The sequence below is a fragment of the Bradyrhizobium sp. ISRA436 genome (assembly GCF_029910015.1).
In the GTDB taxonomy this organism is placed as follows: domain Bacteria; phylum Pseudomonadota; class Alphaproteobacteria; order Rhizobiales; family Xanthobacteraceae; genus Bradyrhizobium.
Genome location: NZ_CP094519.1, coordinates 1,375,854 through 1,394,720, shown reverse-complemented (window position 1 = coordinate 1,394,720; position 18,867 = coordinate 1,375,854). Strand labels below are relative to the sequence as shown.

The 18,867-nt window shown below is 65.8% G+C and carries 21 protein-coding genes; 13 read left to right on the top strand and 8 right to left on the bottom strand.

Features of this window, described 5'->3' with window-relative positions; genetic code table 11:
* Positions 1-7 precede the first annotated feature (7 nt).
* Complete coding sequence (locus MTX23_RS06665) at positions 8-718, bottom strand: hypothetical protein (protein ID WP_280975828.1); 711 nt, start codon at positions 716-718, stop codon at positions 8-10.
* Positions 719-925: 207 nt separating this feature from the next.
* Here MTX23_RS06665 and MTX23_RS06660 point away from each other — a divergent pair, with 207 nt between their 5' ends.
* From MTX23_RS06660 to MTX23_RS06635, 6 genes are all read left to right on the top strand, one after another.
* Entirely contained in the window at positions 926-1,705 is a 780-nt protein-coding gene (locus MTX23_RS06660) for a 16S rRNA (uracil(1498)-N(3))-methyltransferase (RefSeq protein ID WP_280975827.1), read from the top strand.
* Positions 1,706-1,854: 149 nt separating this feature from the next.
* Complete coding sequence (locus MTX23_RS06655; RefSeq protein ID WP_280975826.1) at positions 1,855-3,030, top strand: ATP phosphoribosyltransferase regulatory subunit; 1,176 nt, start codon at positions 1,855-1,857, stop codon at positions 3,028-3,030.
* Complete coding sequence (hisG, locus tag MTX23_RS06650) at positions 3,027-4,004, top strand: ATP phosphoribosyltransferase (RefSeq protein ID WP_280975825.1); 978 nt, start codon at positions 3,027-3,029, stop codon at positions 4,002-4,004. Before MTX23_RS06655 ends, hisG begins: the two co-directional genes overlap by 4 nt.
* 80 nt (positions 4,005-4,084) lie before the next feature.
* A complete protein-coding gene (locus MTX23_RS06645; protein ID WP_280975824.1) occupies positions 4,085-5,131 on the top strand; it encodes a glycosyltransferase family 2 protein in 1,047 nt (348 codons plus the stop codon).
* Positions 5,128-5,970: a ChbG/HpnK family deacetylase gene (locus MTX23_RS06640; protein ID WP_280975823.1), complete on the top strand. Its 843-nt coding sequence runs from the start codon at positions 5,128-5,130 to the stop codon at positions 5,968-5,970. Before MTX23_RS06645 ends, MTX23_RS06640 begins: the two co-directional genes overlap by 4 nt.
* A gap of 131 nt (positions 5,971-6,101) precedes the next feature.
* Entirely contained in the window at positions 6,102-6,968 is an 867-nt protein-coding gene (locus MTX23_RS06635; RefSeq protein ID WP_280975822.1) for a DUF2076 domain-containing protein, read from the top strand.
* Between the two features lie 73 nt (positions 6,969-7,041).
* Here MTX23_RS06635 and MTX23_RS06630 read toward each other — a convergent pair whose 3' ends face one another.
* Positions 7,042-7,866, bottom strand: coding sequence for a L,D-transpeptidase (locus MTX23_RS06630; RefSeq protein WP_280975821.1), 825 nt, complete (start codon positions 7,864-7,866; stop codon positions 7,042-7,044).
* A gap of 311 nt (positions 7,867-8,177) precedes the next feature.
* Here MTX23_RS06630 and MTX23_RS06625 point away from each other — a divergent pair, with 311 nt between their 5' ends.
* Positions 8,178-8,954, top strand: a complete 777-nt coding sequence (locus MTX23_RS06625) for a protein phosphatase CheZ (protein WP_280975820.1) — start codon at positions 8,178-8,180, stop codon at positions 8,952-8,954.
* A 389-nt stretch (positions 8,955-9,343) separates the two neighbouring features.
* On the opposite strand, the gene MTX23_RS06620 is transcribed toward MTX23_RS06625, so the two are convergent.
* Positions 9,344-9,862, bottom strand: coding sequence for a hypothetical protein (locus MTX23_RS06620; protein WP_280975819.1), 519 nt, complete (start codon positions 9,860-9,862; stop codon positions 9,344-9,346).
* A 319-nt stretch (positions 9,863-10,181) separates the two neighbouring features.
* Between MTX23_RS06620 and MTX23_RS06615 the strand changes: the two genes are divergently transcribed.
* Together MTX23_RS06615 and groL are read left to right on the top strand one after the other, a co-directional pair.
* Positions 10,182-10,478, top strand: coding sequence for a co-chaperone GroES (locus MTX23_RS06615; protein WP_280975818.1), 297 nt, complete (start codon positions 10,182-10,184; stop codon positions 10,476-10,478).
* A gap of 201 nt (positions 10,479-10,679) precedes the next feature.
* On the top strand, positions 10,680-12,323 hold the full coding sequence (gene groL / locus MTX23_RS06610; RefSeq protein WP_280975817.1) for a chaperonin GroEL: 1,644 nt from the start codon (positions 10,680-10,682) through the stop codon (positions 12,321-12,323).
* 219 nt (positions 12,324-12,542) lie between these two features.
* Here the strand turns inward: groL and MTX23_RS06605 are convergent, their stop codons facing one another.
* Positions 12,543-12,911 carry an antibiotic biosynthesis monooxygenase family protein gene (locus MTX23_RS06605; RefSeq protein ID WP_280975816.1) on the bottom strand — a complete coding sequence of 123 codons (369 nt, stop codon included), beginning with the start codon at positions 12,909-12,911 and terminating at the stop codon, positions 12,543-12,545.
* A 98-nt stretch (positions 12,912-13,009) separates the two neighbouring features.
* Here MTX23_RS06605 and MTX23_RS06600 point away from each other — a divergent pair, with 98 nt between their 5' ends.
* From MTX23_RS06600 to MTX23_RS06590, 3 genes are all read left to right on the top strand, one after another.
* Entirely contained in the window at positions 13,010-13,477 is a 468-nt protein-coding gene (locus MTX23_RS06600; RefSeq protein ID WP_280975815.1) for a MarR family winged helix-turn-helix transcriptional regulator, read from the top strand.
* 153 nt (positions 13,478-13,630) lie between these two features.
* Positions 13,631-14,827 (top strand): hypothetical protein, encoded by a 1,197-nt coding sequence (locus MTX23_RS06595; protein ID WP_280975814.1) that lies wholly within the window; start codon positions 13,631-13,633, stop codon positions 14,825-14,827.
* Positions 14,828-15,184: 357 nt separating this feature from the next.
* Positions 15,185-15,670 carry an ester cyclase gene (locus MTX23_RS06590; RefSeq protein ID WP_280990729.1) on the top strand — a complete coding sequence of 162 codons (486 nt, stop codon included), beginning with the start codon at positions 15,185-15,187 and terminating at the stop codon, positions 15,668-15,670.
* Between the two features lie 58 nt (positions 15,671-15,728).
* On the opposite strand, the gene MTX23_RS06585 is transcribed toward MTX23_RS06590, so the two are convergent.
* The 3 genes from MTX23_RS06585 to MTX23_RS06575 all read right to left on the bottom strand — a co-directional run bounded on the left by MTX23_RS06585 (position 15,729) and on the right by MTX23_RS06575 (position 17,366).
* A complete protein-coding gene (locus tag MTX23_RS06585) occupies positions 15,729-16,196 on the bottom strand; it encodes a PaaI family thioesterase (RefSeq protein ID WP_280975812.1) in 468 nt (155 codons plus the stop codon).
* A 19-nt stretch (positions 16,197-16,215) separates the two neighbouring features.
* Positions 16,216-16,794, bottom strand: a complete 579-nt coding sequence (locus tag MTX23_RS06580; protein WP_280975811.1) for an Ada metal-binding domain-containing protein — start codon at positions 16,792-16,794, stop codon at positions 16,216-16,218.
* Between the two features lie 101 nt (positions 16,795-16,895).
* The gene (locus MTX23_RS06575) at positions 16,896-17,366 is read right to left on the bottom strand and encodes a GNAT family N-acetyltransferase (protein ID WP_280977987.1); all 471 of its coding nucleotides are present in this window, start codon (positions 17,364-17,366) and stop codon (positions 16,896-16,898) included.
* Between the two features lie 198 nt (positions 17,367-17,564).
* Between MTX23_RS06575 and MTX23_RS06570 the strand changes: the two genes are divergently transcribed.
* Complete coding sequence (locus tag MTX23_RS06570; protein ID WP_280975810.1) at positions 17,565-18,233, top strand: hypothetical protein; 669 nt, start codon at positions 17,565-17,567, stop codon at positions 18,231-18,233.
* A gap of 17 nt (positions 18,234-18,250) precedes the next feature.
* Here the strand turns inward: MTX23_RS06570 and MTX23_RS06565 are convergent, their stop codons facing one another.
* A complete protein-coding gene (locus tag MTX23_RS06565; RefSeq protein WP_280977986.1) occupies positions 18,251-18,664 on the bottom strand; it encodes an META domain-containing protein in 414 nt (137 codons plus the stop codon).
* Between the last annotated feature and the right edge of the window lie 203 nt (positions 18,665-18,867).

Here is an 18,867-nt window from a genome sequence, read left to right as displayed (position 1 = left end):
CGATCGATCATCGGGTGAGAACGTTGCCGTTCAGCGTGTCGAAGGTGCTGCCGCCCCGCTTGGTCGGCGTTGCCTCCGGCACCGAGGCCGAGGAGCCCAGCACGTCGCTGAGCGTCGGGCCCGCCGGTCCGCGCGCCTGCGCCTGCTGCGCGGCGTTGCAGACCTTGGTCAGGAGACCTTCGGTGTTCTTGTGGCCGGTCTTGAGCTGATCGGCGATCTGCGACGGGATTCCGCACTTGGTGGCGTTGGTCTCGACATATTTGATCATCTTGACCTCGGCCTGGCTGTAATTGCGGATCAGCTTGCAGGCCTCGTCAGGCCCGGCATGCCGATCGCTCGCCGCCTTGATCATCTTGCCGCGCTTTTCAGCTTCCTCGCGCAGCGGAATGAAGTTCTTCATGCAGGCGTCGCTCGGGCCTCCTGCCGCGGCACCCGGCGGTGGCGGCGACGAGAGCCCGCCGCCGGCAATCGGCGCAGCACCGTTGCTCGGAAACGGCGACGGTGCCACGCCCACTCTGGCGGCGGGCACGCCGTTGACCGGCGGAAACGCGGGATCGGAGGTGGTGCCGGCACGCCCGCCATTGACCGGCGGAAACGCCGGGTCCGAGACAGTGCCCACCTGATTAGGCAATGGAGCCGGAAATGCGCCCTGAGCTGCGGCCTGACCTGCGGACAGGGCGGTAGCGGCAACGGTCAGCACGATCAGGCGACGGATCATCGAAGGTGTTTCTCCGGCAAAGGTCCAGGCAACCCCAGCGCATCAAAACGAAGCAACGAAATTTGGGGGCGTTTTACGATTCCTGTGACGCCTTAACAACCCGTGGATTTGGGCGACAGCGCGGCGTAGGGCCGCGTCCGCTGCATTAAATTGTTCCCGGATTCTAAGCCTTTAGGCTACAAGCGCAGCCAAAGCGGACCATCAAATATGCCTGAACTCGATTTCCGCAGCCCGCGGCTGTTCGTCGACGCGCCATTGCACGCTGGCCAGACGGTCGAATTGGACCGCAACCAGAGCAACTATCTCGGCAATGTGCTGCGGCTTGCCGCAGGCGACACGGTGCGGGTGTTCAACGGTCGTGACGGCGAATGGCGCGCCGCGATCTCCGGCCGCAAGCGGGCCGATACCTTGACGGTCGACACCCAGACCCGCGCGCAGGACCGCCTGCCCGACATCGCCTGTGTGTTCGCGCCATTGAAGCATGCGCGGCTCGACTACATGGTGCAGAAGGCGGTCGAGATGGGCGCCGCCCGGCTGCAGCCGGTGCTGACGCGCTTCACCCAGGTCTCGCGGGTCAATGGCGAGCGGATGCGCGCCAATGTGATCGAGGCGGCCGAGCAATGCGGGATCATCTCCCTCGCCGAGGTGGCCGATCCCGTTGCGCTCGATCGTTTCCTCGCCGGCCGCGACCAGGCGCGCCTGCTGGTGTTTTGCGACGAGGCCGCCGAGGTGGCCGATCCCATGCGGGCGCTGCAGGCGGCAACGGCCGCAAATGGCGGGATCGACGTCCTGATCGGGCCGGAGGGCGGATTTGCCGAGGAGGAGCGCGCGCTTTTGCTACGCCAGGCCAACATCCTCCGCCTGGCGCTCGGCCCGCGTACCCTGCGCGCGGACACTGCGGCCGTGGCGGCGCTGACGTTGGTCCAGGCGGCGCTGGGCGATTGGAGGGCTGCCGATACGACAGCAAATTCGGCCACTTCCAGCTAGCCAAGCTGTCGCAAAATCGTTAACGCACCCAATCATTAAGCCACTTGGCCGATCCCTGTCGAAACCTCACTTCGGCCATGGTAAGGGCTGCGCCAAACCAACCTGGAACCCCGAGCCGGAACCCAAATTCCGGCCGTTTGGACCGTAAGATGACCGAAGCTGCCGCGACACGCACGACCGGATCCGCCGCAGGATCCGCCTCCTGGGCGGATGCGCTGCTGCTGTCATTCGCGCAAGCCGGCTATCTCAGGGCCGAGCCCGCCATCCTGCAGCCGGCCGAGCCGTTCCTCGACCTGTCCGGCGAAGACATCCGCAAGAGCCTCTATCTGACGACGGACGCGACCGGCGAGGAGCTCTGCCTGCGCCCGGACCTCACCATTCCGGTGGCGCGCGACTACCTCGCCTCCCCCCGTGCCGGCCAGCCGGCGGGCTTCAGCTACCTCGGCGCCGTGTTCCGCTATCGCTGGGGCCGGCCCAGCGAGTTCTTGCAGGCCGGCATCGAATCCTTCGGCCGGCAGGACCGCGCCGCGGCCGACGCCGAGATGCTGGCGCTGGCGCTGGAGGCGATCACCGCGTTCGGGCTCACCGATGTCGAGATCCGCACCGGCGACGTCGCGCTGTTCAACGCGCTGCTGGAGGCACTCGATCTCTACCCGGTGTGGCGGCGGCGGCTGATCAAGGATTTCAACCGCAAGGTCTCGCTGACCGACGACATCGAGCGCCTGACGCTTAAGACCGCGCCCGGCCGCAACGAATATGAAGGCGTGCTCGCCGCGCTCGCCGGCTCCGACCGCAAGGCGGCGCTGGCACTCGTCACCGATCTGATGTCGATCGCCGGCACCACCAATGTCGGCGGCCGCACGGTCGCCGAGATCGCAGACCGCTTCCTCGAGCAATCGACGCTGAAAGGCGGCGCGCTGCCGCGCGATGCGGTCGATGTCATCAAGCGCTTCCTGTCGATCGCGGGCGATCCCGACGATGCCGTCGCGCAGCTGCGCGCGCTGGCCGATGACGCCAGGCTCAACCTCACCACCGCGATCGATCAGTTCGAGAGGCGCGTCGGCTTCATGGCCGCGCGCGGCATCGATACCCACAAGACGCGGTTCTCGACCTCGTTCGGCCGCGGCCTCGACTACTACACCGGCTTCGAGTTCGAGTTGCACGCCAAGGGCAATGGCGCCGAGCCGCTGATCGCTGGCGGCCGCTATGACGGGCTGATGACGCAGCTGGGTTCGGCCACCCCGATTCCCGCCGTCGGCTTCTCGGTGTGGATCGAGGCGATGACCAAGCACGGCAAGGCCGCCGCCAACGGAGACGCCGCATGAGCACGCCCTTCGTCGTCGCCGTTCCCTCCAAGGGACGCTTGCAGGAAAACGCGGAAGGCTTCTTCGCCCGCGCTGGGCTGAGCCTGTCGAAACCCGGCGGCGCGCGCGACTATCGCGGCACCATCGCCGGCCTCGACAATGTCGAGATCGCCTATCTCTCGGCGAGCGAGATCGCGGCCAATCTGGCGCGCGGCGCGGTGCATCTCGGCGTCACCGGCGAAGACCTGGTGCGCGAAAGCATTCCTGATGCCGACCGGCGCGTGCTGCTGATCGACGGGCTCGGCTTCGGCAGCGCCAATGTCGTGGTCGCGGTGCCGCAGGCCTGGATCGACGTTCGCACCATGGCCGATCTCGACGACGTCGCCTCCGGCTTCCGCGAGCAGCACAATCACCGCATGCGGGTGGCGACCAAATACATCAACCTGACGCGGGGCTTCTTCGCCAAGCACGGCGTCGGCGACTACCGCATCGTCGAAAGCGCCGGTGCCACCGAGGGCGCGCCCGCCGCAGGCTCTGCCGAACTGATCGTCGACATCACCACGACGGGCGCGACGCTCGCCGCCAACGGGCTGAAGGTGCTGGACGACGGTGTGATCCTGCGCAGCCAGGCCAATCTGGTGGCCTCGAAGGACGCCGACTGGTCGAACGGCGCGCGCGAGACCGCGCGCATCATCCTCGACCACATCGCCGCGCGCGCCCGCGCCAACAAGTACCGCGAGGTCCGCACCCGTTTCGCCGGTTGCAACGATGCACTGCTTTCCGAGGCGCATAACCGCTTCGGCGTGGTCGCCCCGTTCGGCGGGCCGACCTCCTCCGGCATGCTCACGCTGCACTGCCCACCGGGCAAGCTCTACGCGCTCGGCAGCTTCCTGCGCGACCACGGCGCCGATACGGTGTCGGTGGTGTCGCTCGACTATGTGTTCGATCGCGAGAACCCGCTGTTCGCCAAGCTTGAGGCGTTCCTGCGACAATGAGCAGGCAAGGCTGTTCATCTTGGCGACAGCCGGGCGGCGGTACCATATTCTGCTAAAGGGATATTTCTGGAACCTGATCGATGATGCTGGGCTCTGACGTCTCCGGCCTGACCACGACCGCCAAAACCGCTGCCGCGCAGGGATTGTCCATCGTCGTGCCCGCCTACAACGAGGCCGCGGGACTTGCGGCGCTGCACCAGCGGCTGATCGCGCTCGCCAGGACGCTGCGCGCCCGCTACGGCCTGGCTTGCGAAGTGGTCTATGTCGACGACGGCAGCAAGGACTCGACCCTCGCGGTCGCGCGCGGATTGCCTGCCGATGCGCTCGACGTGCAGGTGGTGTCGCTGTCGCGCAATTTCGGCAAGGAGGCGGCGCTGATGGCCGGCCTCGACCACGCCCGCCGCGGCGCAGTGCTGTTCATGGACGGCGACGGCCAGCATTCGCCCGATCTGGTGGAAAAGCTCGTCGCGCACTGGATCGATGACGGCTACGACGTGGTCTACACGGCGAAGGCCAATCGCGACAATGAATCGGCGGCGCGGCGGTTTGCCGTACGCGGCTTCTACGCACTGATCAACTGGGGCGCGCGGCAGAAGATCCCGGAGGATGCCGGCGACTTCCGCCTGCTATCGCCGCGCGCGGCCGCGGCGTTGCGGCAATTGCCGGAACGCAACCGCTTCTTCAAGGGCCTGGCGAGCTGGATCGGCTTTAAGCAGATCCGCGTCGACTACGAGCCGGCGCCGCGCGCGCATGGCGTCACCACGTTCAACGCCGGCCGGCTGATCGGCCTGTCGATCGAGGGCCTGACCTCGTTCTCGGTGGCGCCGCTGCGCTTCGCAAGCCTGCTCGGCGCGCTGCTCGCCTTCGGCGCGTTCCTGTTCGGCTTGTCGATCGTGTGGGAGGTGTGGACCACCGGCAAGCAGGTGCCCGGCTATCCCTCGCTGGTGGTCGGCCTGATGACGATTGGCGGCGTGCAGCTGATCATGATCGGCATCGTCGGCGAATATATCGGCAAGATCCTCTCCGAGCTGAAGGCGCGGCCGATCTACTTCGTCGCCGAGCACACCGAGAAGCACGCCGACGGCACGGCGGCCGATAGTGCCACAACGCGGACCGCCGCCGAATGAGCGATGCTCCACTGCGTCGCATCTGGCTGTGTGCCGACGATTACGGACTGAGCGACGGCGTCAACCGCGCGATCCGCGAGCTGATCGAGCGCGGCCGGCTCAATGCGACGTCGGTGATGATGGTGACGCCCGCGATCGGCCGCGACGCCGCGGCCGCTCTGCAGGCCTCCGTGACGAAGAGCCCGCGCTGCGCGATCGGCCTGCACGTGACGCTGACCGCGCCGTTCCGGCCGCTGACGCTGCATTTCCGCCCGCTCGACGGCGACATGTTCCTGCCCTTCCCGAAGCTGTTTCGCGGCGGGCTGTTGCGGCGGCTCGATGCCGAGCTGATCCACGCCGAAGTGCTGGCGCAGCTCGATGCCTTCCGCGAGCTGTTCGGCCGCGCGCCCGCCTTCGTCGACGGCCATCAGCATGTGCAGCTATTCCCGCAGGTGCGCGACGGATTCTTGCGCGCGGTGAGGGAGCGCGCCCCCGACGCCTGGGTGCGGCAGGGCGGACGCAACGGCCCGCTCGCGCAGCGGCTCGCCGCGCCGAAAGCGCTGGTGCTCGATATGCTCAGCGCGCAGTTCCGCAGCAAGGCGGCGAAACTCGGCCTGCGCTTCAATCCGGCCTTCGACGGCGCCTATGATTTTGCGCGCGCGCCGGACTTCGGCACACTGATGCGCGGCTTCCTCGACGGCATGCCGGAGGATGGCCTCGTGATGTGCCATCCCGGCTTCGTCGACGAGACGCTGAAAAGCCTCGATCCGCTGACCACGCAGCGCGAGAAGGAACATGCCTATCTCGCCGGCGACGATTTCCCTGATCTGCTGGCCCTGAACAAAGTTACACTGGCCTGACAGGGTTCAGGACAACGGTCCGGCCCTTTTGTCGCATACGTAAATTTAATTCGCGCCCCCACTCCTTGCGCCACAAAACCCGCCTACATCTCGGGCGCGCTTCGAAGTCTTTCGACGCGATGGAGAACGCCATGACACCGCAAGAACGCCAACTGATCGACGACCTCTTCGACCGGCTCGCAAAGCTGGAGAACGCCCCGCGCGACAACGAAGCCATGTCCGCGATCATGCAGGGCCTGCGCAACGCGCCGAACGCGGTCTACGCGCTGGTACAGACGGCGCTGGTGCAGGACGAGGCGCTGAAGCGCGCCCACGATCGCATCCAGGAACTGGAGGCCGCGGTCGGTCAGCAGCAGGGCGGCCAGCAGCAATCCGGCGGCTTCCTCGATTCGATGCGCGACGCGATCTTCGGACAAAACCAGTCGCACGGCTCGGTGCCACCGGTGCGCGCCCCCGACATGGGCAGCCGGGATCCGGGCAGCCGCCCGGTCTGGAACTCGGGTCAGGCAATGCGCGAGGCTCAGGCCGGCGGCGGCTATGGCCAGCCTTACGGCCAGCCCCAACCCTACGGCCAGTCGCAACCCTATGGCGCACCGCAGCAGCCGGCGTTCGGCGGCGGTGGCGGCTCGTTCCTCGGCACCGCTGCGGCAGCCGCGGCCGGCGTGGTCGGCGGCTCGCTGTTGATGAGCAGCATCCGCGGCTTGATGGGCGGCCACCAGGCCTTTGCCGACGCGGGCGGCCTCGGCAGCGGCGCGCGCCAGTGGGGCGGCGACCAGTCGTCGAGCGATCTCGCGCGCGACGCCGGGATCAACGACATCGGCTCGTCCGGCCGCGACAATGACAGCTCGCGCGCCAGCCTGTTCGACCAGGCGTCGAACAACAATAACGACGACGACAATAACGACGACAACTACGCCGACAACGATCACGACACCGACGGCTACGACGATGACGGCGGCTTCGACGACGGCGGCGGCGACGGCAGCGACTACGCCTGATCGATATCGATCTTCTGAAACGAAAAACGGCCGCTCCTGTCGAGCGGCCGTTTTGCTTTTGCGTGGGTCGTGATCACATCACGACGACCTTGGCGCCGACATTGACGCGGCCGTAGAGGTCGATCACGTCCTCGTTGCGCATCCGGATGCAGCCCGAGGACACATTGGTGCCGATGGTCCAGGGCTCGTTGGAGCCGTGGATGCGGTAGAGCGAGGAGCCCAGATACATCGCGCGCGCGCCGAGCGGATTCTCCGGCCCGCCCTCCATGTGCCGCGGCAGGTCGGGACGGCGCGCCAGCATTTCGGCAGGCGGAGTCCAGTCCGGCCATTCGCGCTTGGCCGAGATGGTCTTGACGCCGGCCCAGGTGAAGCCGGGGCGACCGACGCCGATGCCATAGCGCAGCGCCTTGCCGTCGCCCTGCACCAGATAGAGGAATTTGTTCGGCGTATCGACGATGATGGTGCCGGCGCGTTCGGTGCCGTGATAGTCGACGAGCTGCTTCTCGTATTTCGGATCGAACGGACGCAGCCGCGGATCGCCTGCGGCTTCCTGCTGCTGGTAGATCATCTGCTGCTGCGGATCGATCGGCGGCAGCGGCTGGCGGTTGCCGTAATGGGCCGGCTGCTGCTGATAGACAGGCTGCTGCTGATACACCTGCTCCTGGTAGGACTGCGCCGCCGGGCCGTCGCCGAACAGGAATTCGATGAAGCCGCCGCCCAGATTGGAGCGCTGCGGCTGCACATAAGCGGTGCGCATCTGCGGCTGCGGCGCCGGCCGGTTGGCGTAGATCACGGTGGGCTCGGGGAACGGCGCCGCGTCGATCGCCATGGCCTGATGCGGAGCTGCAACGAGCGAAGAGGCGCCGGCAAGCAGCGCGAGACTGGTTTTCTTGAACATCGACGTACTCTGTACTGTTTCGTCGTGACATGTTGCATGCGGGCGCCAGGGACATGCGCCGCTGCACGTGGTCAATGAGCAATGAAAACCGCATCGGTTTGGTAAACGCGGCGGCCGTTTCGATTCACCACGCCGTCACGCGCACGCGGTTTTGTCCGGTAGCGTTTATTTTGGGTGAATGCGCAAGCCGCATGGTTAACCGGCGGTTTGAAAGCGCGACGCGACGTGCGCGGCAAACTGTTCCCGCGTGAACCTCACGTTAAATCGGCTCCGTCTAGAACGGGCGCACTACAAGGGGCGGGAATGAAATCATGTCGGTGAAGCGCAAACGTTTTCGTGTCGAACAAGCCATGATGGGCGATGTGGCGATGCCGGAGCCAGGGACTGCCGGCGGCGCCGATCTCGGCCCGATGCACCGCGAGATCATGGACGAGCTGCGCTCGATCCGCGCGCAGATGGCCGCGCCGCGCGCGATTGCCAATGAAACCACCGAAGCGATCGTGGCGCGCGAAGTCGCCGAAGCGCATGCGCTGCTCGAGACCTATCGCGCTCAGGTCGAACAGTGCGAGAAGCTCAAGGTCGAGCTTGACCTGATCCATGACGCGATCAGCCGCACCAAGCGCGAGATAGCCGTGCTGCATGGGAAGAGCTTCAACGGCGAGGAGATGGCCAGAGTCAATGGCGAGCTCGGCGCCGTCGTCGGCGGCACCGAACAGGCCACCCAGCAAATCCTCGAGGCCACCGAAGCGATCGACCAAGCCGCGACCGTGCTGTCGAAGAACGTCACGCCTGATCAGCAGAAGCGGCTCAGCGAGGAGATCCAGGAGCGCGTGGTTTCGATCTTCGAGGCCTGCAACTTCCAGGACCTCACCGGCCAGCGCATCAGCAAGGTGATGCAGACGATGAAGTTCATCGAGCAGCACATCAACGAGATGATGAACATCTGGGGCGGCGTCGACGCCATCAAGGCGCACGTGCCGCCGATCGTCGACACCCGCGAGGGCGACGCCCGCCTGCTCAACGGCCCCAAGCTCGACGGCGACGCCGGTCACGCCTCGCAGGACGACATCGACGCGCTGTTCAATTGAGGTCAAGTCAGACACAAAAGCAAAAACGCCGGCACGAAGGCCGGCGTTTTTTTGAGCGGTGGTCTATCCGCCCGACATTGCGAGCCAGCGGGTCGCGCGAATGCGCGCCCGATGACAGGCTCCGCGAAGCAATCCATCCCTCCGCAAACCCGGTAGCATGGATTGCTTCGTCGCTTCGCTCCTCGTAACGGCTCCTTCTTTCTCCTTTTGTGGGAGAAGGTGGCGCGCAGCGCCGGATGAGGGGTCTCTCTCCGCGAGTCTCTGTGAATCTGAGCGCGCGGAGAGAAACCCCTCACCCGGATCGCATCTCCGATGCGATCCGGCCTCTCCCGCAAGGGGAGAGGCGAACCGTCAGCGCGGCCCCAGACGAGGAGAAATTCAGCCGTCCGTTACGCCCTCGGCGCGCAGCGGACATAGACCATGTTGCCGTAGCGGGTGGCGGCGTCCTTGTCGACGAAGCGGGTGATCATGACGCGGCCGTCGAAGGAGATGATCTCGCGGTCCAGCTCGCCGGGAGTCGGGCCGGGCGGGCCGATATAGTTCTTGCCGCTCGGGGACCCCTTCAGCCGCAGCTCCTGCGGGGTGGCCTGGTCGGCTAGATGCATGATGACGCCGCCATTCTGGCCGGCGCCGATCACGTAGGGCTGCTTGCACTGGGCGCGCGCGGCGGCCTCGGTGCGGGCGCGGTCGGCAGGATTCTGGTACGAGGCGAGGCCCCAGCGGCCGACGATCTCGTCGGCCCGGATCGACGCCGGCATCTCCGGAGCCATGCCCGGTTCGGTGGGCGCGGGCGCGGGGTTCGACGACAGCGACGGCAGGCTCATGTTGCCGCATGCCCCCAGGGTTATCGTCAGCGCCGAGACAGCCGCGAGCCGTGCGACCAATCGCGCGTTGAGTGACCTGATCATTTGTATCCCCCGAACTATGTCCCAGCCGCACCCGTCCTGCAGCCAAGCGTAAAACTTAAGACGGAGCAATGACGTCCGACGAAATTACGGCATCGTTGCGATTTGGTTTCCGTATCACCATCCTATATTGGCCTCACCAAGGCCTTAACCCCGGTTTGCTTGACAGAAACAGCGCCAGGCCATATTTCCCGGCGCGCAATTAGCACTCTAGCACCATGATTGCTAAATGGGTCGGGCCTCCTGCCCGGCTCCAAAGGACCGGCATCCAACGCCGGTCTCGATGAACCGGACCTGAAACCAGCCTCCAAGAGGGAACGTCATGGCTAAATCCAAATTCCGCCCGCTGCACGACCGTGTCGTGGTCAAGCGTATCGATGCCGAGGAGAAGTCCAAGGGCGGCATCATCATTCCGGACACGGCCAAGGAAAAGCCTTCCCAGGGCGAAGTCGTCGCCGTCGGCCCGGGCGGCCGCGACGAGGCCGGCAAGCTGATCCCGATCGACCTCAAGGCCGGCGACCGCGTGCTGTTCGGCAAATGGTCGGGCACCGAGGTCAAGATCGACGGCGAGGAACTCCTGATCATGAAGGAGTCCGACGTCATGGGCGTGCTGGTCTGACGCTGTGAACTCCGAGGGTTGCCGCGCCCTCCGCTGTCATGCCCGGGCGAAAGCGCGAAGCGTGTCTTCGCGCCAGACGACCCGGGCATCCATCAATCTGCGGAAGAGTCTTCGGACAGGTGATGGATTGCCGGGTCAAGCCCGGCAATGACGAGCAAAAAGAGCGGCGAACATTTCACAGAGATTGAGGAGTTCAAAGATATGGCTGCCAAGGACGTAAAATTCGCCGGAGACGCCCGCGAGCGCATGCTGCGCGGCGTGGACGTGCTCGCCAATGCCGTGAAGGTGACGCTCGGCCCGAAGGGGCGCAACGTCGTGATCGAGAAGAGCTTCGGCGCGCCGCGCATCACCAAGGATGGCGTCACCGTCGCCAAGGAGATCGAGCTCGAGGACAAGTTCGAGAACATGGGCGCGCAGATGCTGCGCGAGGTCGCTTCCAAGACCAACGACACCGCCGGTGACGGCACCACCACCGCGACCGTGCTGGCGCAGGCGATCGTCCGCGAGGGCGGCAAGTCGGTCGCTGCCGGCATGAACCCGATGGACCTCAAGCGCGGCATCGACATCGCGGTCGGCGCGGTGGTCAAGGACCTCGAGAAGCGCGCCAAGCCGGTCGCCTCCTCCTCGGAAGTCGCCCAGGTCGGTACCATCTCGGCCAATGGCGACGCCGCGATCGGCAAGATGATCGCTCAGGCGATGCAGAAGGTCGGCAACGAGGGCGTGATCACGGTCGAGGAGAACAAGTCGCTCGAGACCGAGGTCGACATCGTCGAGGGCATGAAGTTCGATCGCGGCTACCTGTCGCCCTACTTCATCACCAATGCCGAGAAGATGACCGCCGAGCTTGAGGACGCCTACATCCTCCTGCATGAGAAGAAGCTGTCCGGCCTGCAAGCGATGCTGCCGGTGCTGGAAGCCGTGGTGCAGTCCGGCCGTCCGCTGCTGATCGTCGCCGAGGACGTCGAGGGCGAGGCGCTGGCGACGCTGGTGGTCAACCGCCTGCGCGGCGGGCTCAAGGTCGCCGCCGTCAAGGCGCCGGGCTTCGGCGATCGCCGCAAGGCGATGCTGGAGGACATCGCGATCCTGACCGGCGGTCAGCTGATCTCCGATGAGCTCGGCATGAAGCTCGAAAGCGTCACGGTGAACATGCTCGGCCGCGCCGGCAAGGTCGTGATCGACAAGGAGAACACCACGATCGTCAAGGGCGCCGGCAAGAAGAAGGACATCGACGCCCGCGTCACGCAGATCAAGGCGCAGATCGAGGAGACCACCTCGGACTACGACCGCGAGAAGCTGCAGGAGCGTCTGGCCAAGCTCGCCGGCGGCGTCGCTGTCATCAAGGTCGGCGGCGCGACCGAGATCGAGGTCAAGGAGAAGAAGGACCGTGTCGAGGACGCGCTGAACGCGACCCGCGCCGCGGTGCAGGAAGGCATCGTGCCCGGCGGCGGCGTGGCGCTGCTGCGCGCCAAGAAGGCGGTCGGCCGTCTCACCAACGACAATGCCGACGTCCAGGCCGGCATCAACATCGTGCTCAAGGCGCTGGAAGCTCCGGTCCGCCAGATCTCGGAGAACGCTGGCGTCGAGGGCTCGATCGTGGTCGGCAAGATCCTCGAAAACAAGTCGGAGACCTTCGGCTTCGACGCCCAGACCGAGGACTATGTCGACATGGTCGACAAGGGCATCATCGACCCCGCCAAGGTGGTGCGCACCGCGCTGCAGGACGCCTCTTCCGTGGCCGGCCTGCTGGTGACCACCGAGGCCATGGTCGCCGAACTGCCCAAGGACGCGGCGCCGGCGATGCCGGGCGGCGGCATGGGTGGAATGGGCGGCATGGGCGGCTTCTGAGCCTCAACCGCACATCCGCATCGAGATCGAAGGCCGCCTCCGGGCGGCCTTCTTTTGGCAGGACAGCGGAGCGTCATTCTTGCCCGCACGCTACGCTTAAGCATGATCAGATTAGGTCGAGCGGCATAGAAAGCTGTGCTCCCTCTCCCGCTTGCAAGCAGGAGAGGTGCAGCCAGTCTGCGGCGAGACCGTTTCCAAACTGAGTTCATCACGCGCGAGCTACGCGACGCAGACGCCAGGTATCGCGACCTTCTGGAACAGATGCGGGGACGCAACGGCCGAGGCCGGATAGGCCGAGAGCTTGGCCCTGAACTCGGGATTTGCGAACGCCGCCCGGAAGGCGGCAGTCGATTCCCACACCGCGTAGTTGAGATAGGTCGGGCTCTCGCCGACCGCGCGGTGCAGCTGGGTCGAGATGAAGCCCGGCTGCCGCTTCATGATGGCGGCGTCGTCCTGCCAGGCCTTGAGGAAGGTATCCTCGTCGGCCTTGTCGAGCGTGAAGAGGTTCACGAGCACGACGGACGTGGCATCGACGGCGAGTTGGCGTTCGATCGGGAATGCAGGATCCAGTGGGCGCAATTGCGGCATGGCGAGGCTCCATCAATATGGTGCTATGATGTCATTCCGATATGATGCATACATATCTAGATTGACATCATGATGTCAATATACCTTTATGATGACAAATGCCACAGACCAAACGAAGCCCGGCCGGCGAAGCCCTGACCAACCTCATTCCCGACCTGTTCAGGCTCAACAGCCTGCTGTTCACAGCCGGCGACCGGATGGTGGCGCGGCTCGGGCTAACCAGCGCTCGCTGGCAGATCCTCGGCGCAATCGTTGTCGCCGAACGGCCGCAGCCGGTCGCATGGCTCGCCCGCGATCTCGGCGCCAACCGGCAGAACGTGCAGCGGATCGTCAACGACCTGGAACGGGATGGGCTCGTCGCATTCGAGACCAACCCGCATCACCGCCGGGCGCAACTCGTCGTCCTCACCGACAAGGGACGCCAGGCCTTCGACGCGGCCATGCGCTTGCAGCTTCCCTGGGTGAACGCTCTCGCCGACGGGCTTACGGTGAGGGATATCGAAGCCACAAGCCGTGTCATGAGCGCATTGCGCGCGAAGCTGGAGAACGAAGCTGGAGAACAATGACAGCTCCGAGGAGCGCACCTGACACCAGAGGCACAATTCACATCATCAGGGATTCGAACCAGGGCCGCCTCCGGGTGGCCTTCTTTTTTGGCCAATAACACAGAGGTTTGCTAGTTACGACGGAACCGATTCTGCCCTCCGAGGACTCTTCGTATGCGCGCGCTCCCGCTCCTGCTGCTCGGTCTTGTCGCCGCTTCGGCGCCCGCTATTGCCCAGATGAAGCTGCAACCCAGGGCCGGGACCGGCGGACCCGAGACGCGCTATTTCACCGCGATCGACGGCCTGATGGACGGCAATGCCGACGTCATCCTCAAGGAGACCCGCCAGGGCAAGACCGTCACCGCGGCCGTGCTCGACGTTTGCTATCCCGCCCAAAAGGGTTCCGATCGCAAGGACCGCTTCATCGCCAATCTCACCGTCAACGGCCAGACCCTCTCCGGCAGCACGCAGAGCGTGGTCGACAAGCAACCGGTTGCCATCAAGCTGACCCGCAAACAGACCGGTGACACATTCGAGTTCCGCGGCCAGATCACGGTCGGCCAAAACGTGACCGAGGTCGCCTCGTCGGACAACTCCGATCTCAGCGAGAGGGAATTCCAGGACAACCAGGCGATTGATGACGCCATCACGGCGCAGCCGAAGGATTTCACTGACGTCTCGCCGGAATCGGTCGGCGTGCGGGTGAAGCTCGAATCCGCGGCGGAATTCCTCAAGAGCCTGAAGGGCGAGGCTGTCGAGATCAGCACTTCGAGCCTCGCGGTGACCTGCGACGCGATGCGCGCCGGCGAGCAGACCATCAACCTCACCGTCGATCCCGAGCACGCGGCAGCGCTGCTCGCCAAGGCGAAGTCCGCGCCCGGCGTGACCGCGGCAGGCTGGACCAGCGGCGTGATCGAGATGGACCGCACCATCCGCTTCCCCGCCGCCGACTGGCGTGACGGCGACAAGATCAACCGGGACAAGATCGCGACCACGATATCCAGCGTGCTGGCCAGAACCCTGTCGGCCAAGCCGGCGTCCGCTTCATGGAACGCCAACACCGGCAAGCTGAAGCTAATCCTGAAGCGGCCGAGCCCGATCTACCCTTCGCTCGGCCTCACCGAGAATCTCGAGATCACCGCGCTGGTCTCGCCCGAGAAGCCCGGCAGCTCCGACCGGCTGATCCTCTGGGTTTCGAGCCCCGTGACCACGACCACGGACGACAGCGCCGGCGCGAAGCTGAACCTGACCGAAGACACCGGCAGCGACGAGGAGGGCGGCGAACCGAAGGACGACAACGGCTCGATCGACGCCCTGATCAAGGAGTTCAAGGGCCAGCGCTGGGATGCCGACAAATCGGTGTGGAGGTGAGCCCGGCGTCGGTTTGGCGACGATGCTGCTCTCTTCCCTATCCGATCGCTGTTGTTGTGAAGCGACGTCCGGCCCGGACTGAAGCATTCGGTCGCCTCTGATCAACAGCTCCTTGCATCGAAGTTGCACGATTGCGTGGCGCAGATCGGCGAACCACCCGATTTCAGATCGAACGACGATGTTCGGCACGCTACGCCAAGCGGCGCAGCAGCAACGCGAAATCTCATCTCGACATCACTTCGCGCCTCATCCGGAATCGGGTGGTGGGAGGCACGTCTCCGAATGCCTACTGCGCGCATTGAAGCAGCGCCGGTCGCGATGATCGCGACACCGGCAAGCGCGAATGGAGACGATGCGATGTCAGAGGACAACAAGAGCGTGGTGGCCCGATGGTTCAGGGAGTTTTGGGGAAATCCCTGGAACCCGCGAATCGTCGACGAGCTCGCCACCGCCGACATTGTCGTGCACTACCCGATGCATGAGCCGAAGCGAGGACGTGCGGAGGTCCTGAACTTCATGACGGAGTTTCGCGAAGCCTTTCCCGATCTCAACTTCTGGGGCGTCGGCGATCTCATCGCAGACGGCGACTACGTGGTGGGCCGATGGGAAGGCGGCGGCACGCACACGGGCCCGGCGTTCAGCGACTTTCGCCTGGGCTCGATCCCTGCGGCCTCGGGACGCAAGATGAGATTCGCCGGCACGACGGTGCTGCGTCTGCAGCAGGGGCGGATCGCCGAGGAACTGGGACAGGAGGATGCGCTGAGCGCGATGCTTCAGCTCGGTCTTATTCGCCTGCCTGAACACAACAGCGCCGCAACGCCGCCCGGCGGTACGTTGCGCTAGAGTTCAGCGGCCAGCGCTGCGCCGGCATATCGACGACATCGCCGGCGCAGCGGCCCGGTCAGGACGGGAAGATCAGGCAGGTCGTGGTGCCGTGCGCGAGCAAACGCCCCCTGCCGTCGGTCACCCTGCCTTCGGCGGTGCCGACGCGGCGGCCGCAATTGAGAACCTGCCCTTCCGCCCGGATCGGACCGGTGTCCAGCGTGATCGAGCGGACCAGCGAAATCTTGAATTCAAGTGTGGTCTGGCTGATCCCGGCGTCGAGCGTCGACTGGACCGCGAGCCCCATGCAACTATCGAGCAGCGTGGCCGTGAGGCCGCCATGCACCGTCCCCGCCGGATTGAGATGCGCGTCGGTCGGGACCAGCGTGACGACGACGCGGCCCTTCTCGGCTTCCGCGACGTCATAGCCCAGCGTCCCCGCGATCGTGTTGAGCGGCAATGCGCCGCTGGCCAGCCCCTGCACGAATTCGAGCCCGCTCATCTGCTTCTTTCGTTCCGCACTGACGGTGCCGTAGGTCTTGGCCATTGCTGATCTCCATCTGAGTTTACAGCGGGGTGAGGTTCGATGATCGCCTCCGTCGCAGCGCCGAGGGAGGCCGACCGTAGAGCTTGGCGAAGGCAACGTTCATGCGCCGGGCGCTGGAAAAGCCGGCGCGCTGAGCGACCAGACGGATCGGAATATCGCTGCCGTCGATCAGGCGCTTGGCGCGCTGCACGCGGAGCGATAGCGCGACCTGCAGCGGCGAGGCATCGAGATGCTCAGCGAACAGACGCGACAGATGCCGCGCGCCGACGCCCAGCCGACCGGCCAGCGCTTCGACATTGCCGCGGTCGAGCGCCCCCTGCTCGATCAGCGTCAGCGCGCGCTCGATGGTCGTCCTGGTGCCGTTCCAGGCCGGGCAAAACGGCGCCGCCTCCGGGCGGCATCGCAGGCAGGGCCGGAAACCGGCACGCTCCGCCGATGCGGCGCTGCCGAAGAACGTCACATTGCGCGCCAGCGGCGTGCGCACGCGGCAGACGGGGCGGCAATACACGCCGGTGGTCTTCACCGCGACGAACACGATGCCGTCCCACGCGGGATCGCGGCGTTGAAAGGCTTCATACTGTCCGGCGAAATCGAGCATGTCACCGCTATAGCGGCCGCCTGCCGCAGTGACGACCCGCTTTCCGGAGACGACGTCCGGAATCGACCGCTGCGCGGCAAGTCGTCACGGGGCGCCCGCGATCAAGGCCGGAGGCACTTGGTCATGAACACGCTGAGCGGATCGGCCGCATAGCTCCCGAACGGAGGACATTCGCGGTAGCCGGAGGCGCGATAGAGCCCGATCGCCTCCGGCTGCCGGATCCCCGTCTCCAGGCTGATGCGGTCGACGTGCTGCCGGCGGGCGGCGTCCTCGAGGGCTTCGAGCAGGCGCCGGCCGAGCCCAGCTCCCCTCGCCTCGGCGCGCACGAACATCCGCTTCATCTCGGCATGACCGGGCGCGATGATGCGGAAGGCGATCGATCCGAGCACTTCCCTGCCGCTGCGGGCGACGAGGAATACCGCGCCGGGCGCGGCAAGCGCATCGGCATCGACGAGGTGATTGCTCTCGGCCGGATAGAGTGCCTGCATGGCGGCGTCCGACAGGGCGATCAGCCGCCGGACCTCCGGCTGCCTTGGGTCTTCAGGGGAGATCGTGATCTCGGGCGTGCGCATCTCGGGCATGGTCCATGCGGCGCACGATCAGGATCGGCGCAACGGGACGACATGTCGCAACTGTCGACCGTCACAACAGCTCCGTCAATCTACGGGGGCCGCGCATTCGCTCATCGTTTGCCGCAGTTCGGTCACCAAGCATTAAGGCTCGATTCAGTTTCGAGGATCATCATTGCGCAGCCGAACACAGGTCACGCCATGCAAGACCGCGCGCCGAGTCCTCCCGGAAGCATCTGGCCAGCAGATCTGGCCGACGGTCGGTTGCCGGCGCGGTCGGCAGACCTGTGGGATGTCTCCGGCGAGAATCACGATGCCGCCCTGCTGCTGCGCGAGCCCTATCGCGATCGCATCCGCACCGTCACTGCAGCGGCGGTGGTGGTGGTGGCGGCAACCTTCGCACTGGGATGGGCCGGCGGCCTGAGCTGGCACGAGCTTGCGGGCGCCTCCGGCGTTGGCCCGACGGCTCGGCGGGAAATCCCGCCGCCCCACGTCGCGGAACTCAGGCCGAGAAGCGAAGGCCCGCGGCGATCCGTCGCGACATCAGAGCCATCGGTCACCGGCAGCATCCCAAAGACCAATTCACGCCTGCCGGCACTCGCGGCTGTACCCACCACCGTGAACACGCCCCCCGTGGCGCTGGCCATGAAGCAGCCGCTCGCGCCGGCGCCGGAAACGCGGCCGACCACCATCCCCGGATGGTCGGTGATCGAGGTCCGCGACGGGACGGCCGTTCTCGAAGGCCCCGAGGGCGTACGGATGGCCGCCCGCGGCGATGTCATTCCCGGGCTCGGGCGGGTCGATTCCATCGTGCGCTGGGGCAACCGCTGGATCGTCGCCACCGCCAGCGGATTGATCGCAACGCCGTAAGCCGCCGACGCGGCATCTCAATTGGTGTTGATCTGGAAGCGCAGCTGCCTGCTGCCGATCAGCGTGACGAAATCGCCCTGCCGCCGCCACGTCGTCGCTTCCTTGAGCGTTGCGAGCAGATCGCCGTCGGCCTGGGCCCGATCCGGCGGGCAGGTGCGGTTTTCCATCGCGCCGGGGACGAAGATGATGGTGTTGCCGGCAATCGAGAACTGGCCCTTGCCGCCGTCGCACCAGAGCTCGAGCGACACTTCGCCGTTGTCGCCGACCTCGATCGAGGGAATCCGCTTCGAGCCCGGCATGCGTGCGGCGTCCAGCGTCATCACGAAGCCGAACGGAAATTCCTCCTGCGCTCTGGCCGGGATCGCGCTTAACACCGTGCTTGCCAGCACCGGCAGCGCAACGCCCCGCAACATTCGTCCGACTGCCATCATGCCATTCCCTGTCATCGCGCGCTCGCATTCGAGCCTTGTTCAGCCGCGCCGGTTCCGCTCTTCGCCGTTCGGCGGGCGTCATGGTCCAACGCGCGCCCTTGTATTGGACGCGCATGCGCTTGGCCAGATTACCCGCGATGGAAAATGCCTTCTGAAAAGCAAAACCCCGCGGGCTTTACCCGCGGGGCTTCGTGTCGGAGATG

Coding starts and splice junctions, on each gene's coding strand:
- MTX23_RS06660 (WP_280975827.1), top strand. CDS start 926: ATGCCTGAACTCGATTTCCGCAGCCCGCGGCTGTTCGTCGACGCGCCA.
- MTX23_RS06565 (WP_280977986.1), bottom strand. CDS start 18,664: ATGATGGCAGTCGGACGAATGTTGCGGGGCGTTGCGCTGCCGGTGCTG.
- MTX23_RS06615 (WP_280975818.1), top strand. CDS start 10,182: ATGGCTAAATCCAAATTCCGCCCGCTGCACGACCGTGTCGTGGTCAAG.
- MTX23_RS06645 (WP_280975824.1), top strand. CDS start 4,085: ATGATGCTGGGCTCTGACGTCTCCGGCCTGACCACGACCGCCAAAACC.
- MTX23_RS06640 (WP_280975823.1), top strand. CDS start 5,128: ATGAGCGATGCTCCACTGCGTCGCATCTGGCTGTGTGCCGACGATTAC.
- MTX23_RS06625 (WP_280975820.1), top strand. CDS start 8,178: ATGTCGGTGAAGCGCAAACGTTTTCGTGTCGAACAAGCCATGATGGGC.
- hisG (WP_280975825.1), top strand. CDS start 3,027: ATGAGCACGCCCTTCGTCGTCGCCGTTCCCTCCAAGGGACGCTTGCAG.
- MTX23_RS06585 (WP_280975812.1), bottom strand. CDS start 16,196: ATGGCCAAGACCTACGGCACCGTCAGTGCGGAACGAAAGAAGCAGATG.
- MTX23_RS06590 (WP_280990729.1), top strand. CDS start 15,185: ATGTCAGAGGACAACAAGAGCGTGGTGGCCCGATGGTTCAGGGAGTTT.
- MTX23_RS06570 (WP_280975810.1), top strand. CDS start 17,565: ATGCAAGACCGCGCGCCGAGTCCTCCCGGAAGCATCTGGCCAGCAGAT.
- MTX23_RS06620 (WP_280975819.1), bottom strand. CDS start 9,862: ATGATCAGGTCACTCAACGCGCGATTGGTCGCACGGCTCGCGGCTGTC.
- MTX23_RS06580 (WP_280975811.1), bottom strand. CDS start 16,794: ATGCTCGATTTCGCCGGACAGTATGAAGCCTTTCAACGCCGCGATCCC.
- MTX23_RS06605 (WP_280975816.1), bottom strand. CDS start 12,911: ATGCCGCAATTGCGCCCACTGGATCCTGCATTCCCGATCGAACGCCAA.
- MTX23_RS06600 (WP_280975815.1), top strand. CDS start 13,010: ATGCCACAGACCAAACGAAGCCCGGCCGGCGAAGCCCTGACCAACCTC.
- groL (WP_280975817.1), top strand. CDS start 10,680: ATGGCTGCCAAGGACGTAAAATTCGCCGGAGACGCCCGCGAGCGCATG.
- MTX23_RS06595 (WP_280975814.1), top strand. CDS start 13,631: ATGCGCGCGCTCCCGCTCCTGCTGCTCGGTCTTGTCGCCGCTTCGGCG.
- MTX23_RS06630 (WP_280975821.1), bottom strand. CDS start 7,866: ATGTTCAAGAAAACCAGTCTCGCGCTGCTTGCCGGCGCCTCTTCGCTC.
- MTX23_RS06665 (WP_280975828.1), bottom strand. CDS start 718: ATGATCCGTCGCCTGATCGTGCTGACCGTTGCCGCTACCGCCCTGTCC.
- MTX23_RS06655 (WP_280975826.1), top strand. CDS start 1,855: ATGACCGAAGCTGCCGCGACACGCACGACCGGATCCGCCGCAGGATCC.
- MTX23_RS06575 (WP_280977987.1), bottom strand. CDS start 17,366: ATGCGCACGCCCGAGATCACGATCTCCCCTGAAGACCCAAGGCAGCCG.
- MTX23_RS06635 (WP_280975822.1), top strand. CDS start 6,102: ATGACACCGCAAGAACGCCAACTGATCGACGACCTCTTCGACCGGCTC.